The sequence below is a fragment of the Nonomuraea montanisoli genome (assembly GCF_013363975.1).
GTDB lineage: Bacteria > Actinomycetota > Actinomycetes > Streptosporangiales > Streptosporangiaceae > Nonomuraea > Nonomuraea montanisoli.
In genome coordinates, this window is sequence record NZ_JABWGN010000014.1 from 89,748 (window position 1) to 104,425 (window position 14,678).

Annotated in this window: 13 protein-coding genes; 10 read left to right on the forward strand and 3 right to left on the reverse strand. The window is 72.6% G+C overall.

What is annotated here, in order from left to right; genetic code table 11:
• The first annotated feature begins 84 nt into the window (after positions 1-84).
• Together HTZ77_RS32790 and HTZ77_RS32795 are read left to right on the forward strand one after the other, a co-directional pair.
• Positions 85-1,086, forward strand: coding sequence for an SIS domain-containing protein (locus HTZ77_RS32790; RefSeq protein WP_175593612.1), 1,002 nt, complete (start codon positions 85-87; stop codon positions 1,084-1,086).
• Positions 1,087-1,172: 86 nt separating this feature from the next.
• Entirely contained in the window at positions 1,173-1,811 is a 639-nt protein-coding gene (locus tag HTZ77_RS32795) for an HAD family hydrolase (RefSeq protein ID WP_175593613.1), read from the forward strand.
• 14 nt (positions 1,812-1,825) lie between these two features.
• Here the strand turns inward: HTZ77_RS32795 and HTZ77_RS32800 are convergent, their stop codons facing one another.
• Positions 1,826-2,461 carry a hypothetical protein gene (locus HTZ77_RS32800; protein WP_205304158.1) on the reverse strand — a complete coding sequence of 212 codons (636 nt, stop codon included), beginning with the start codon at positions 2,459-2,461 and terminating at the stop codon, positions 1,826-1,828.
• Between the two features lie 212 nt (positions 2,462-2,673).
• Here HTZ77_RS32800 and HTZ77_RS48460 point away from each other — a divergent pair, with 212 nt between their 5' ends.
• Entirely contained in the window at positions 2,674-3,369 is a 696-nt protein-coding gene (locus HTZ77_RS48460; protein WP_328808907.1) for an ATP-binding cassette domain-containing protein, read from the forward strand.
• A gap of 127 nt (positions 3,370-3,496) precedes the next feature.
• Here the strand turns inward: HTZ77_RS48460 and HTZ77_RS32810 are convergent, their stop codons facing one another.
• A complete protein-coding gene (locus HTZ77_RS32810) occupies positions 3,497-4,813 on the reverse strand; it encodes an aminotransferase-like domain-containing protein (RefSeq protein WP_235995540.1) in 1,317 nt (438 codons plus the stop codon).
• Between the two features lie 72 nt (positions 4,814-4,885).
• Between HTZ77_RS32810 and HTZ77_RS32815 the strand changes: the two genes are divergently transcribed.
• The gene (locus tag HTZ77_RS32815) at positions 4,886-5,803 is read left to right on the forward strand and encodes a branched-chain amino acid transaminase (RefSeq protein ID WP_175593616.1); all 918 of its coding nucleotides are present in this window, start codon (positions 4,886-4,888) and stop codon (positions 5,801-5,803) included.
• A 593-nt stretch (positions 5,804-6,396) separates the two neighbouring features.
• Here HTZ77_RS32815 and HTZ77_RS32820 read toward each other — a convergent pair.
• Complete coding sequence (locus HTZ77_RS32820) at positions 6,397-7,476, reverse strand: LacI family DNA-binding transcriptional regulator (RefSeq protein ID WP_175593617.1); 1,080 nt, start codon at positions 7,474-7,476, stop codon at positions 6,397-6,399.
• A 176-nt stretch (positions 7,477-7,652) separates the two neighbouring features.
• Between HTZ77_RS32820 and HTZ77_RS32825 the strand changes: the two genes are divergently transcribed.
• The 6 genes from HTZ77_RS32825 (at position 7,653) to HTZ77_RS32850 (ending at position 14,672) form a co-directional block, all read left to right on the forward strand.
• Complete coding sequence (locus HTZ77_RS32825) at positions 7,653-8,522, forward strand: PfkB family carbohydrate kinase (protein ID WP_175593618.1); 870 nt, start codon at positions 7,653-7,655, stop codon at positions 8,520-8,522.
• Complete coding sequence (locus HTZ77_RS32830) at positions 8,519-9,835, forward strand: ABC transporter substrate-binding protein (RefSeq protein ID WP_175593619.1); 1,317 nt, start codon at positions 8,519-8,521, stop codon at positions 9,833-9,835. Before HTZ77_RS32825 ends, HTZ77_RS32830 begins: the two co-directional genes overlap by 4 nt.
• A gap of 4 nt (positions 9,836-9,839) precedes the next feature.
• Positions 9,840-10,727, forward strand: coding sequence for a carbohydrate ABC transporter permease (locus HTZ77_RS32835; protein WP_175593620.1), 888 nt, complete (start codon positions 9,840-9,842; stop codon positions 10,725-10,727).
• Complete coding sequence (locus HTZ77_RS32840) at positions 10,724-11,611, forward strand: carbohydrate ABC transporter permease (RefSeq protein ID WP_205304159.1); 888 nt, start codon at positions 10,724-10,726, stop codon at positions 11,609-11,611. Before HTZ77_RS32835 ends, HTZ77_RS32840 begins: the two co-directional genes overlap by 4 nt.
• A 151-nt stretch (positions 11,612-11,762) precedes the next feature.
• A complete protein-coding gene (locus HTZ77_RS32845; protein WP_175593621.1) occupies positions 11,763-13,811 on the forward strand; it encodes a beta-galactosidase in 2,049 nt (682 codons plus the stop codon).
• An 81-nt stretch (positions 13,812-13,892) separates the two neighbouring features.
• Positions 13,893-14,672 (forward strand): helix-turn-helix transcriptional regulator, encoded by a 780-nt coding sequence (locus HTZ77_RS32850; RefSeq protein ID WP_175593622.1) that lies wholly within the window; start codon positions 13,893-13,895, stop codon positions 14,670-14,672.
• Positions 14,673-14,678: the final 6 nt, after the last annotated feature.

Below are 14,678 nucleotides of genomic sequence, written 5' to 3' on the forward strand. Positions count from 1 at the left end.
TCTTGACGGGCTCTCACTTCGAGTGAGAACGTTACCAACGCATCGTTGAGAACGTTCTCAAATTGAGAAGCGAACGGAGAGATCGTGACCGACCAGCTGCCGCTCAAGCCCATCGAGACCGACCTGACGGAGAAGGCGCGCAACACCATCGCCCAGCGCCCCCAACTGGAGGAGCTCGTCGCGGAGGCCGTCTCGAAGGGCCTGCGCAACGTGTTCTTCGTGGGCGCGGGCGGCTCGCTCATCGCCGCCTACCCCGGCCACTACCTGCTGGAGCGTGAGGACACCGTCCCCGTCTACAAGCTGCAGAGCGACGAGCTGAACACCGGCCGCACCAAGCGGCTCGGTGAGGGCTCGCTGGTCTTCCTGGCCTCCTACACGGGCAAGACCAAGGAGACCGTGGCCGCCGCCCAGTACGCCCGCAGCACCGGCGCCACCGTCGCCATCGTGAGCAAGGACGGCGGCCCGCTGGCCGAGGCGGCCAACGTCGCCTTCACCGGCCAGAGCGACCTGTTCCTGCAGCTCGCCGCGTACGCCGTCATGCGGCAGACCGGCGTCGAGCGTGACTGGGCGCTGCTCGACCAGGCTCTGGAGGCCCTGCCCGAGGCCCTGCTGTCGGCCGCCCAGGAGCACGAGGACCGGGCCCGGATCGTCGCCGAGACGCTCAAGGACGAGCCCATCACCTACGTCCTCGGCTCCGGCCCCAGCTTCAACTGGGCGTACGGGCTGGCCATGTGCTTCCTGCAGGAGATGCAGTGGAAGCACGCGGCGGGCTTCAACTCGGGCGAGTTCTTCCAGGGCGCGTTCGAGGTCGTCAACGACGACGTGGCCGTCATCAACCTGCTCGGCGAGGACGCGTCGCGGCCCATGGCCGAGCGGGCCAAGCGCTTCCTCGACACGTACGCCAGCAAGAAGACCTTCCACATCGACACGAAGAACCTGACCCTGCCGGGCATCCCGGCGGAGCTGCGCGGCGAGTTCTCGCCGCTGGCGATCGCCGTGCTGATGGACCGGGTCGCCCGTCACTACGAGGCCGTGCGCGGCCACGACCTGGACAAGCGCAACTACATGTTCAAGGTCGACTACTGATCCCGCACGCGGCCGCAACGGTCCCCCCGCCGGAGCTCCGGCGGGGGGACCGCCGTGAGAGAGGCACTGTCGTGAGAGGAGGAGGTTTGCCCGTCGAGCTGGTGATCCTGGACTGCGACGGCGTGCTGGTGGACAGCGAGCGCATCTCGGTCCGCGTCGGCACGGCGGCGCTGCGCCGGCTGGGGTGGGAGATCGACGAGCGCGAGTACGCCGCCAGGTTCGTGGGGTGCAGCGACGAGCACTGGTGGCGCGAGGTGGGCGCGAACGTCCCGCCGGGCTGGCGGGAACGGCTGGCCGAGGAGCACGACGCGGCCATGGAGGCCGAGCTGACGCCGGTGCCGGGCATGCCCGAGGCGCTGGAGGGGCTGAGCGTGCCCGCGTGCGTCGCCTCCAACGGCGGCCACGCCAAGATCGCGCGCAGCCTGCGGCTGACCGGCCTGGCCGCGCGCTTCGCCGGTCGCGTCTTCAGCGCCGAGGACGTCGCCCGGGGCAAGCCGGCCCCGGACCTGTTCCTGCACGCCGCCGCCACCATGGGGACGCCGCCGGAGCGGTGCGTGGTGGTGGAGGACAGCCCCTTCGGGGTGCGGGCCGCGCGGGCGGCGGGCATGCGCTGCCTGGCGTTCACGGGAGGGCTCACGCCGCCGGAGCGCCTGTCCGGGCTGGGCGCCACGGGCCTGTTCGACGACCCAGCCGTCCTGCCGGGCCTCGTCGCCGCCCTCGACTGACCCCGCCACCGCCCTCAGCCGAATGCGAGAGATCCGTTGATCTCGAAGCTCTCGTCCAGAACGGCGACGAGGCGGTCGGCGGCCCGCGGGCTGATCTCGCTCGCCCATGGGCGGACGAGGCCGAGGAAGCCCTGCAGTCGCCGCTGCACCGTGGTCAGGAGGTCAGGCAGGTCGTCGAGCCGGATCTCCACCTCGTGCTGGGATGAAGGCAGCGAAGGCGGGCCCGCCCCCTGCCTGAGCCGGACGGCTCCGGCGACGTGTTCGACCTCGGTGTGGGGATCGTGCCCGAGCCAGATGCCCTTCTCGTGCGGCACGTCGCGCCATTCCCGCCAGTTCTCCAGGCCGCAGCAGCACCCCGGCAGGATCCGCGCGCCGGTCGCCGTGTCCCTGACCCGCAGCCCGCCCGGGGCGAGCAGCGTCTCGGCGTCGGCCAGATGCCGGTCGAGCAGCTGGTGGAGCTCGCCGGTCGGCGTGGTCGGGATGTCGCCGTAGCCGAAGATGACCGCCATCGCGGTGCCGACCTCGGCCGGGCTCATCCGGCCGGAGAGGGCGAGGATGCCGTCCCCGGCCGGTTCGGCGACCGGCCAGGCGGTGAAGCCGACCGTTGCGCCGGTCTCCAGAACGGCATCGATGCGGATCACGTCCACCATTGTCGCGCCCGGCGTCGTCAGGGTCCTGACCTGTGCCGGTCGTCCGCGTCAGGGGTGCGCCTGTGACGGTCGTCATGGGTCAGGTCACGACCGGGGACACTCATCCCGGGAAGATCGCGAGCCTACCGTCGAAGACATGACGAACACCGTGACCTTCACCGGAGTCAGGAAGGGCTACGGACGGGTGCGCGCCCTCGACGACGTCACCTTCCGTGGCCCAGGGCGAGACCGTGGCGCTGCTGGGCCCCGACGGCGCGGCCAAGTCCACCTCCGTGGACCTCATGCTGGGGCTCAGCAGGCCCGACCGCGGCACGATCGCCGTCCTCGGCACCGAGCCGGGCCGCACGGTGGCACGGGGCCGGGTCGGCGCGATGCTCCAGTCGGGCGGGCTGCCCGCCGACACCTCCGTCGCCGACGTCGTCCCGCTGGCCGTCCGGCTCTACGGCGGCAAGCGCACGGTCGCCGAGGTGCTGGAGCTGGCCGGCCTCACCGGCCTCGCCCGGCGCGGATGCGACGAGCTGTCCGGCGGCCAGGCCCAGCGGGTGCGCTTCGCGGTCGCCATGGCCTGGCAGCCGGAGCTGCTCTTCCTCGACGAGCCGACCGTCGCCATGGACGCGCCGGTCACGGAGCTGGCGGACGCCATCCGCAGGGTCGCGGCCGGGCAGCGGGTGATCGACCCGGCTCTGGCCGTGCAGGCGCTCAGCGAGGGCTCCTCCCCGCTCACCCCGCGCGAGACCGAGATCCTCGCCGCCTCGCGCGGGCACGGCACCATCGCCGAGCCGGCCCGCGAGCTCTACCTGTCGCCGGACACCATACGCAACCATCTGTCCGCCGCGATCCAGAAGCTCGGCGCCCGCACCCGGGCCGAGGCGATCGAGATCGCCGAGGAGAAGGGCTGGCTGGTCTGACCGGTCGTCGCCCAGCGTCCGGCGTCGAGGTCACTCCAGCCGTGCCGGGCCCACGGCAGAGCACATGGCGCGGCGCCGAAGTCAGCTCAGCCAGGCCCACGTCGGAGCACACGGCGCGGCGCCGAAGTCAGCTCAGGCGGGCCCAGGCGCGGGCGAGCGCCGCAACGGCCTGGTCGGCCACCGGCGGTGGCGGGGCGAAGCTGAGGCGCAGGTGGTCGCGATGGCGGCCGTCCGCCGAGAACAGCGAGCCGGGCGCGACCGCCACCCCCTCCTCGCGGGCCAGCGCCGCGAACCTGTCGCCGTCGACGCCCGGCAGCCGTACCCACACCGACAGGCCCCCGGCGGGCCGGGTCCAGGACCAGTCGGGCAGGCGCTCGGCCAGGGCGGCGGTGAAGCGGTCGCGGCGGCGGGTCAGCTCGTCCACCCACGGGCCGACGGGGTTGTGCTCCAGCAGCTCGGCGGCCAGCCGCTGTGCCACGGCGCTGGTGGCCAGGTCGGAGTCCAGCTTGACCTCGGTGATCCGGGCCAGCAGCGCCTCGGGCGCGGTCAGCCAGCCGATCCGCAGGCCGCCCCACAGCACCTTGGACAGCGAGCCGACCGTCACCGTGCCGTGCGGGTGCACCCGGGACAGCGGCTCGGGCGGCGCGGCGCCGTCGTGGATGACGCGGGCCAGGGCGCGATCCTCGACCAGCGGCACGCCGGCGGCCCCGGCCAGCTCGGCGACGTGCCGCAGCTCGGGGACGGCCCCGGTCGGGTTGTCGACGGCCGTCACGTAGACGGCGGCCGGGCGATGGCGGGCGAAGGCGGCCTCGGCGGCGCCGGGGTCGGTGAGGTCCACGGCGACGGCGTGCGCCCCGGCCCTGCGGAACGCCGCGAGCGCCCCGACGTACGTGGGGTCGCCGACGAGCACGCGCTCCCCCGCCCGCAGCAGCGTGCGCGCGGCCAGGTCGATGCCCTGCTGCGCCCCTCCGGTGATCAGCACGGACCCGTCCGCCGCCGCGGGGTCGCCGGAGCCGAGCAGGGCGCGCAGGCGCGGGTCGCCCATGGCGTCGTAGCCGTGGCCGCTCGGGCTGCGCAGCAGCGAGGCCGGATCGAGCGGCGGCATCGCGAGGTGGGAGGGGTCGGGCACGACGGAGGTCGACAGGTCGGCGGGCAGGACGGCACCGGTGAGCAGCCCCGCCATGGACCGCGTCCGGGTGACGTAGGTGCCGCTGCCGTGGCGGCGCTCGCACAGCCCCTCCTCGCACAGGGCGTTGAACGCGGCCGCCACCGTGCCCCGGCTCATGCCGACGGCCTGGGCCAGCTCCCGCTCCGACGGCAGCCGGTCGCCGGGGGCGAGGGCGCCGGTCTGGGCGAGGTCGGCCAGCGCACCCGCGAGCCGGCGGCCCGGCGGCCCCTGGTGCAGCCGGATCCGGTCGAGGAGCAGCGTGACGAGCGGTTCCATGCGGCCCATACTAGCTTGCCACTTTGCCGATCAATGGCATAACGTGCTGAGCCACTTGAGGAGGTGGCGTCCATGGAGGCAGGCCGCATCTGGATGGACGGGACGCTCGTCCCGTGGGGCGAGGCCCGGGTGCACGTGCTCTCGCACGCGCTGCACTACGGCACGGGCGTGCTGGAGGGGACGCGGGCGTTCGACACCGACGCGGGGCCGGCGGTCTTCCGGCTGCGCGAGCACCTCGAACGGCTCCACCGCAGCGCGCGGATCGTCGGGATGCGGGTGCCGTACGAGGTGGAGGAGCTGGAGGCGGCCACGCTGGAGACCGTCGCCGCGAACGGCCACCGCGCCTGCTACATCCGCCACCTCGTGCACCGCGGCTACGGCGAGCTCGGCCTGGCCGCGCGCGCCAACCCGGTCGTGGTGTCGATCGCGACGTGGGACTGGAAGGCGACGGCCGCCGGCCTGCGGCTGATGACCAGCTCGTGGCGGCGCAACGACCAGGCGGCCGTGCCGACGGCCGCCAAGGCGACGGGCCCCTACCTCAACTCGGTGCTGGCCAAGGCGGAGGCGGTCGAGGCCGGCTACGACGAGGCGGTGCTGCTGAACGCGGCCGGCCAGGTCAGCGAGTGCACCGCCGCCAACCTGTTCGTGGTCCGCGAGGGGCGGATCAGCACCCCGCCGTCGAGCGCCGGGGCGCTGGAGGGCATCACGCAGGACACCGTCGAACGCCTGGCCGCCGACCTCGGCATGCCGGTGGCGAGGCGCGACGTGATGCGTTCCGACCTCTACGGCGCCGACGAGGTGTTCCTGTGCGGCACCGCCGCCGGAGTGGCGCCGGTCCGCTCGGTCGACGGGCGCGAGCTGGCCGCTCCCGGACCGGTCACGAGCTCGCTGGCCGCCGCCTACACGGAGGCCGTCCACGGCCGCGACCCTCGCTACCGCCACTGGCTGACCCCGGTGCGGCCACGCCTGTCTGCCGGCCTGCTGCCCTGATCCGGAGACGCCCGCCACGATGCCGGGCGACACGCTTCGGTCACCCAGCGTGAGCACGTTGCCGGGTGCGGCTCCCCGTGGGTCACGACGCGCCGGCGACCGTGCGGCTCCCCGGTCAGCCGGTCCGGCTCGGCGAGCCGGCCGCGCAGCACACCTGCACAGCAGGACACGCGCGCGTTCCCCGAACGGGCCGCCGCGCCAGGAGGCCGCCCGGTCGTCCAACGCGCCGCCGAGGACCTGTCCCAGGTCGGGGCACTGGACCGTCGGGGCGACGGGGAGCGAGGCCGGGGACTCCACCCGGTGGAGGCGGGCGAACAGGCCCTTCCCTTCGTCCCCGGCGCGCCGGGTCACTTCGGCTGGTCCCTGACAACCGGCGCGTCTGACGGGCCGACGCCCTCCAGCCGCTCCCCAGCCGCGCCACCGCCATCTGTTGACTCTGCGTAATCACAACGCCCCGGCGACGGCCAAGAAGACGCGCGTAACGGCGGCCCGCCCCGTGCGGGTTCAGCGGCCGTCTCCCTGGAGGCCCTCAGCCCCGTACGACGACTGGCGCCGACCAGGCGAAGCCGTAACACATCAAAGTCTTCCAATGATCAACGCGACGCCGCCGACTCGCGCTCGATGAACCGGGTCGGCAGCCGCCGGTGGGTGAAGCGTTTGTCGCTGCCCTGGACGCGGTCGAGCAGCAGCCGCCCCGCCTCCGCCCCCAGCTCGTAGATCGGCTGCGCCACCACGCTCAGCGGCGGCGAGATCGCCTCAGCCCAGTCGGCGTCGTCGAAGGCCACCAGCGACACGTCCGCCGGGCAGCGCATCCCGAGCCCGCGCAGCGCCTGGAGCACCCCCAGCGCCAGGAGGCTGTCCAGGGCGAGGATCGCCGTCGGCGCGTCCGGCAGCGCGAGCAGGCGCCGGGTGGCGGCGGCCGCGTCCTCCCGGCGGAAGCCCTCGGCGCTCACCAGCTCCGGCCGGGGCTCGACCCCCGCCTCCACCAGCGCGTCGCGGTAGCCGGCGGCACGCGCGCCGACCGTGGTGGCCGCCAGCCGCTCCACCCCCCGCAGGCCGGGACGGGACAGCTTCGGGCGGAGCTTCTCATCGCCGCCGGTCAGTAAGGCGACCGACCGGTGCCCGAGTTTCAGCAGCCGCTCGGTGGCGTCCTTGGCGGCGGCCCGGTTGTCGATGCCGACCGTGTCGGCATCGAGGCCGGGCACCCGCCGGTCGAGCAGCACGATCGGGATGCCGGCGTCCACGACGGCCTGCAGCGCGTCGCGGTCGGCGACATCCGTCGGGGCCACCACGAGGCCGTCGACGCGGCGCTCGGCGAGCACGCCCAGCGCCTTGCGTTCGAGCGCGAGGTCCTCGTCGGTGTTGACGAGCAGCACCTCCCAGCCGCGCTCGTGCGCGGCGTCGGCGATGCCGCGCAGGGCGCGCGAGAAGAACGGGTTCTCGATGTCGGGCACGAGCACGCCGAGCGTGTGCGTCAGCCCTGTGATCATGCTGCGGGCCAGGCTGTTGGGCCGGTAGCCGAGGCGCTCGGCGGCGGCCTGGACGGCCTCGCGGCTCTTCCTGCTCACCGAGCCGTAGCCGCCGAGAGCCCGGCCGGCCGTCGCGGTGGAGACGCCCGCCTCCTTGGCGACGATCTCGATCGACGGCATGGCCCGCCGGACGCTGCCGCTCATGCGCACCCCCGGTGCTGCTTGGTCGTGTCCTGGACATCATCCCCCCTCGGGAAGAGCGAAAGGGGTGATCAACGGGCCACCGTAGCGGATTCGGCGGCAACTCTTGACATGGGTCCCACAGATTGAGAACGTTCTCACCCAAGTGAGTGAGAACCTTCCCAGTCACAGGAGCCCGTGTGAACCCACGCCTGGTTGCCGTCGGCGACAACGTCGTCGACTGCTACCCCGACCTCGGCGTCATGTATCCCGGCGGGAACGCCGTCAACGTCGCCGTCCATGCCCGCAGGCTCGGCGCCGCATCAGGCTACCTGGGCGCCGTGGGCACCGACGCGGCGGGCCGGGTGGTACGCGCCGCGCTGGCCGGCGAGGGCGTGGACCTGTCGCTGCTGCGCGTCGTCGAGGGACCGAACGCCTCCGCGACCGTCCGCCTCGTCGCCGGGGAGCGCAAGTTCACCGGCGGCCAGGAGGGCGTGTCCCGCTTCCGCCTCACCGCCGCCGACCTCGAGCGGCTGGCCGAGGCCGACGTGGTCCACACCGGCGAGTGCTCTTTACTGGAGGACCAGCTTCCCGAGCTGGCCACGGCCGCGCGGCGGCTGTCGTTCGACTTCTCCGAGCGTCCCTGGGAGTACGTCGAGGCGCACGCCCGCCACGCCGGCATCGCGATCCTGTCGGCCCCGTCCGGCGCACGCGACGAGGCGCACGCGCTGGCCCGCCGGGTGCGGGACCTCGGTCCCTCGACCGTCGCGGTGACGCTCGGCTCCCAGGGAGCGGTGCTCGTCCGCGGCGACGAGACGGCCTGGGCACCCGCGGAGCCGATTACCGTGGTGGACACCCTGGGAGCCGGCGACGCGTTCATCGCCCGCCTGCTCGTGGGCGCCGTCCGCGGCGAGGACCTGCCGGACCTCGCGGCGGCCGCCACGGCGTACGCGTCCGCGGCCTGCGCCTCCTACGGGGCCTTCGGGCACGAGGCCCCCCTCGACGCCACCCTCGCCACCCCCCGTGACGCCCCCGCGGCGGTCCTGCCCAACAGCAAGGAGTCAGCATGAACAAGCACCGCTGGAGTGCGCTCTCCCTGGCCACCCTCATCGTCGCCGCGGCAGGCTGCGGCGGTGGCGGGACGAGCGCGACGCCCGGCAAGGCCGACCTGGCCGCGCCCAAGGAGAAGTCCGGCACGCTGACGATGGTGACGAAGTTCGCCAACCCCGAGTACGCGCCGTACTTCGAGAAGGTGGTGGCCGAGTACAAGAAGGCCAACCCCAAGGTCGACATCAAGCTGGAGCAGGTCGGCGACCAGGCCTACAAGGACAAGATCCGGGTGCTCAGCGCCTCGCGCGACCTGCCCGACATCTACTTCTCGTGGGCGGGCGACTTCGCCAACAAGTTCGTGCGGGCGGGCCTGGCGGCCGACCTGACGAGCGTCATCGGCCCGAGCACGCAGTGGGGCTCGACGTTCGCGCCGGCCGCGCTCAAGGCGTTCGAGTACGGCGGCAAGAACTACGGCATGCCGCTCGACCTCGACGGCAAGTACCTCGCCTACAACAAGGCCGTCTTCGACAAGGCGGGCGTCACGGTGCCGGCCTCGTTCGAGGACCTGCTGACGGCCTGCGACAAGCTGAAGGCCACGGGGGTGCAGCCGATCGCGTTCGGCAACCAGTACGGCTGGGCCGCCATCCACTACATCACCCAGCTCAACGCCTACGACGTGCCGGCCAAGACGCTGACCTCCGACTACACCCCGGCGACCGGGGCGTTCACCGACCCCGGCTACGTCACGGCGCTGAAGCAGTTCTCCGACCTGGTGGGCCGCTGCGGCACCAAGGACGCCAACGGCCTGTCGCACGAGACGGCGCAGGCGCAGTTCCTGTCCGGCAAGGCCGGCATGCACTACCTGGAGTCGGTCGAGTTCGAGGCGGTCGACAAGGCCAAGCCGCCGCTCGACTGGAGCTTCTTCCGGCTGCCCGCGCCGTCCGGCGCCGCCGGCGACCCCTCGGCGCTCACGGGCGCGCCCGACGGGTTCCTGGTCAACGCCCAGAGCAAGAACGCAGGACTGGCGGTGGACTTCCTGAAGTTCATGACCAGCCAGCAGAACGCGGCGGCGCTGACCAAGGACCTCGGCTGGCTCAGCCCGGTCAAGGGGTCGGCGAGCACGGCGAACGCCAACAAGCAGCTCACGGACGCCCTGGCCGACATGGACAAGGCCGGAAATTTCGCGATCTGGCTGGACACCATCACCCACGCTGAGGTCGCCAGCGCGTACCTGTCCGGCGTCGAGGGCATGCTGTCCGGCTCCAAGAGCCCCGAGCAGGTCATGACCGGCGTCCGCGAGGCGGCCGCGAAGGCGAAGAAGGAAGTGGGTTGATGCCATGGGCGCCTTGCTGACCCGCTGGCGCGCCTGGGTCTGGGTGCTGCCCGCCGTCGCCCTGTTGCTGGTGTTCGTCTACTACCCGATCGTGGACAACCTGCGGCTGAGCTTCTTCTCCTGGAACGCCTTCTCCCCCGAGCCCCGGTTCGTGGGCGTGGACAACTACACCGAGATGTTCACCGACCCGGTGTTCTGGCGGGCGCTGCTCAACAACGTCGCCTACGCCGTCGTCTCCCTGGTCTTCCAGGCCGGCCTGTCGCTGGTGCTCGCGGCGCTGCTGGAGGAGCTCGTCGGCAAGCGGCTGCGCGGGCTGCTCCGGACGCTGTACTTCATCCCGGCCGCCATGTCGATCACCGTCGCGGGCGTCCTGTTCTCCTTCCTCTACAACCCCAGGTACGGGCTGGTGAACGAGGCGCTGCAGGCCGTCGGCCTCGGCCACCTGGCCCGCGCCTGGCTCGGCGAGGAGTCGTCGGCCATCTGGAGCGTCATCGCGATGAGCCAGTGGCAGTCGATCGGCTACACCGCCGTGCTGTTCGTGGTGGCCATGCAGCGCATCCCCCGCGAGTACTACGAGGCGGCCAAGGTGGACGGCAGCGGCGCGGTGCGCACGTTCTTCTCCATCACGCTGCCGATGGTGCGCGAGATGACCACGCTGATCGTCATCCTGACGATCTCGGGGGCGTTCCTGGTCTTCAACGAGGTCATGGTGATGACGGCCGGCGGGCCGGACAACTCCAGCCAGGTCCTCGGCACCTGGCTGTACCGCAAGGCCTTCTTCGAGGACGACATGGGGTACGCCGCGTCCGTGGCCACGGTGATCTTCGTCATCACGTTCGCCATCGCGGCCGGGCAACTGGCCCTTTCCCGACGCCGGAGGTATGACTCGTGATCGCGCTGGACTCCGGGGTCGACCGCCGGACCACCGCCAAGCACCGGCCCCGCGCCACCATGAGCTTCCGTTCGGTGGTGGGCCGGGTGCTCGGCTGGACCCTGCTCGGCGCGTTCGCCGTGGCCGTGCTGTACCCGGTGCTGTGGATGGTGCTCAGCGGGTTCAAGGACAACCAGGAGGTCTTCAACCAGCCGTGGGGGCTGCCCGGCGAGCTGCGCTGGGAGAACTACGCCCGCGCCTGGGACCTCGGCGTGACCCGTTACTTCACCAACAGCGTCATCGTGACCTCGGCCTCGATCGTGGCCACCACGCTGATCAGCGCGTGGGCGGCGTACGGGCTGTGCCGGCTGAAGCTGCCGTTCGGCAACGGGGTGGCACTGCTGGTGCTGGGCGGACTGCTGCTGTCGCCGACGGTGGCGCTCATCCCGCTGTTCCGGCTGCTGACCGCGATCGGGCTGTTCGACACGTACTGGGCGCTGATCGTGCTCTACACGGCGTTCCGCATCCCGTTCACGATCTTCCTGATCCGGGCGTACATGATCGAGCTGCCGCGCTCCGTGGACGAGGCGGCCACCATCGACGGGGCGACGCGGGCGCAGATCTTCTGGCGCGTCATCCTGCCGATGTCCCGGCCGATCCTGGTGTCGGCGGCGCTGCTGCAGGCGCTGTTCGCGTGGAACGAGTTCGCGTTCGCGCTGGTGTTCGTCAGCGACGAGTCGCTGAAGACGCTGCCGGTCGGCCTGGTGTCCATGCAGAGCCGGCTGCTGACGGACTGGCCGGTGGTGCTGGCGGGCCTGACCATCGCGGCCCTGCCGACGATCCTGCTGTTCCTCATCGGGCAGCGGCAGTTCCTGCGCGGGCTGACGGAGGGCGTCGGCAAGTAGCGGATCCTCTCCACGCGGCCCCGAGGGGCCGGGGCCGGTCGCGGGCGGCGCTCCATGAGGAGCGGCCGCCCGCGCCGCTTTTCCGCTACCCTATGTTTACGTAAACATGTTCACGTGAACATAGGCCGACGGTCTCCCTTGAGGAGTGGTAGTGACAGCTCATCGGCAGCCTCGCTGGCTTCGCTGGCCCACGGACCCCGACAGGGGGCGGCTGGCCTTCGGCGCGGACTACAACCCGGAGCAGTGGGGCCGGGAGGTGTGGGAGGAGGACGTCCGGGCGATGCGCGCCGCCGGGGTGAACATCGTCTCGCTGGCGATCTTCTCCTGGGCGCGGCTGCAGCCGCGCGAGGACGCGTGGACCTTCGGCTGGCTGGACGAGGTCATGGACCTCCTGCACGCGAACGGCGTCGCCGTGGACCTGGCGACGGCGACCGCGTCCCCGCCGCCGTGGCTCACCGCCCGGCACCCGGAGATCCTGCCCGTCGACCACGACGGCCGCACCCTGTGGCCCGGCGCGCGCCAGCACTGGCGCCCCACCTCGCCGGTCTTCCGCGAGCACGCCCTGCGCCTGGTCCGGGCCATGGCCGAGCGGTACGGGAGCCACCCGGCCCTGGCCGCCTGGCACGTGAACAACGAGCTGGGCTGCCACAACGTCTACGACTACTCCGACGACGCCGCCGCCGCGTTCCGGGTCTGGCTGCGCGAGCGGTACGGCACGGTCGAGGAGCTGAACCGGGCGTGGGCGACCTCGTTCTGGTCGCAGGCGTACGGCGCCTGGGAGGAGGTGCTGCCGCCGCGCCTGGCCGCCTCCTTCCCCAACCCGACCCAGCAGCTCGACTTCAAGCGCTTCTCCTCCGACGCGCTGCGCGACCACCTGCGGGCCGAACGCGACCTGCTGGCCGAGCTCACCCCCGGCATCCCGGTCACCAGCAACTTCATGGTCATGGGCGAGACCAAGGGCATGGACTACGCCGCCTGGGCGCGCGAGGTGGACTTCGTCTCCAACGACCACTACCTGCTGACCGGCCCGCAGGCACAGGACGAGCTGTCGTTCTCGGCCAACCTGACCGGCATGCTGGCCGGGGGCCGGCCCTGGTTCCTCATGGAGCACTCCACCAGCGCGGTGAACTGGCAGCCGGTCAACAAGGCCAAGCGGCCCGGCGGCATGGCCCGCGACTCGCTCACCCACGTCGCGTACGGGGCGGACGCCGTGTGCTTCTTCCAGTGGCGGCAGTCGGCGGGAGGGGCCGAGAAGTACCACTCGGGGATGATCCCGCATGCCGGCACCGACAGCGAGGTCTTCCGCTCGGTCGCCGACCTCGGCGCGACCCTGGAGGCGCTCGCCCCGGTCGCGGGGACGCGCCGGCGCCCCGCAGCCGCGGCGATCGTGTTCGACTGGGACTCCTGGTGGGCCAGCGAGCTGGACTCCCACCCCTCCTCCCGGCTGCGCTACCGGCAGGAGGCGCTCGACTGGTACTCGGCGTTCGCCGCGGCGGGGGTGCGCGTGGACGTGATCGACTCGGCCGACGCGTTCACGGGCTACGACCTGCTGGTGGCGCCGGTCCTGCACGTCGTGCCGCGGGAGCTGGCCGGCCGGCTGGACGCGTACGTGGCGGGCGGCGGCCACCTCGTCACCACGTACTTCTCCGGGATCGTGGACGAGGACGACCACGTGTGGCTGGGCGGCTACCCCGGCGCGCTGCGCGACCTGCTGGGCATCCGGATCGAGGAGTTCGGCCCGCTGCTCGACGACGAGCGGGTGGACCTCGACCTCGGCGTCCCGGGCACGCTGTGGAGCGACCGGATCGACGTGACCGACTCCGGGGTCAAGGTCGTGGCCGCCTACACCTCCGGCGACCACGCGGGCCGGCCCGCGATCACGACCCGTCCCGTGGGCACCGGGTCGGCCTCGTACGTCTCGACCCGGCTCGGGGCCGAGGGCCTGGCCCCGGTGCTGGCGCACCTCCTCGCGACCAGCGGGGTGCGCTCCGAGCTGCCGGCCGCCGTGGCCGGAGCGGTGGAGCTGGCGGTCCGCACCGACGGCGAGGCCGACTACTGGTTCCTCATCAACCGCACCGACCGCGCCGTCGCGGTGGACGGCGTCGCGGGCGAGGTGCTCCGGGGGCCCTCCCTGGCGGCGGACCTCACGCTGGGGCCACGCCAGGTGTGCGTGCTGCGCCGCCCGCACGCGAGCTCCTGAGGGGCCGGACCGCCGCGAAGGCCGGTCGCGGATCGTGAAGATCCGCGACCGGCCTTCCGCTCCCCCGTAGACTGCCGTCTGATGCTGGAAACCCGCCGATCCGCCCCGTCATCCTCTCCGCCGGCCGCGCCCGGCAGCGGGGCCCGGATCCCGCACGGCTTCCAGCTCGATCCGCACTCCCACGCCGAGGGCCAGCTCGTGTACGCGGCCGCCGGGATCCTGGCCACCACGACCGAGCGTGGAACCTGGGTCGCTCCCGCGCACCGCGTGACATGGACACCGCCGGGGTTCGAGCACGCGCACCGCTTCTACGGCACCACCGATACCCGCCTTGTCACGGTCCCGGTCGACCTGTGCGGCGAGCTGGTGGCACACCCCAGTGTGTTCGCGGTGGGCCCGCTGCTGCGCGAGGCCCTGCTGGCGCTGACCGACCGAGCGGAAGTCCGTCCCGGCGCGGCCCGGCGGCTGCTCGCCGTGGTGATCGACGAGCTCGCCGAGACGTCCGAGCAGTCCCTCCACCTGCCCGACCCCCGCGACGACCGGCTGCGCGCCGTCACCGACCTCCTGCGCGCCGATCCCGGCCGGAACGCGACCCTGGCCGACCTGGGGCGGGCCGCGGGAGCCAGCGAGCGGACCCTGAGTCGCCTGTTCCACACCGAACTCGGCATGAGTTTCCACCGCTGGCGCACCACGCTGCGCATCCACCACGCCCTGGCACAGCTCAGCCGCGGCTGGTCGGTCACCGACACGGCGATGGAGTGCGGCTGGTCCAACCCGTCGAGTTTCATCGACGCCTTCACCGAGATCGTCGGCCAGACCCCCGGCCGCTACCAGGCCGATCTGCGCAACCACAGAAGCTGACCGATC

Bases quoted from the DNA above. Each gene is read 5' to 3' on its own strand.
- HTZ77_RS32850 (WP_175593622.1), top strand. From the start codon at position 13,893: ATGCTGGAAACCCGCCGATCCGCCCCGTCATCCTCTCCGCCGGCCGCG.
- HTZ77_RS32835 (WP_175593620.1), top strand. From the start codon at position 9,840: ATGGGCGCCTTGCTGACCCGCTGGCGCGCCTGGGTCTGGGTGCTGCCC.
- HTZ77_RS32830 (WP_175593619.1), top strand. From the start codon at position 8,519: ATGAACAAGCACCGCTGGAGTGCGCTCTCCCTGGCCACCCTCATCGTC.
- HTZ77_RS32810 (WP_235995540.1), bottom strand. From the start codon at position 4,813: ATGGAACCGCTCGTCACGCTGCTCCTCGACCGGATCCGGCTGCACCAG.
- HTZ77_RS32800 (WP_205304158.1), bottom strand. From the start codon at position 2,461: ATGGTGGACGTGATCCGCATCGATGCCGTTCTGGAGACCGGCGCAACG.
- HTZ77_RS32820 (WP_175593617.1), bottom strand. From the start codon at position 7,476: ATGAGCGGCAGCGTCCGGCGGGCCATGCCGTCGATCGAGATCGTCGCC.
- HTZ77_RS32815 (WP_175593616.1), top strand. From the start codon at position 4,886: ATGGAGGCAGGCCGCATCTGGATGGACGGGACGCTCGTCCCGTGGGGC.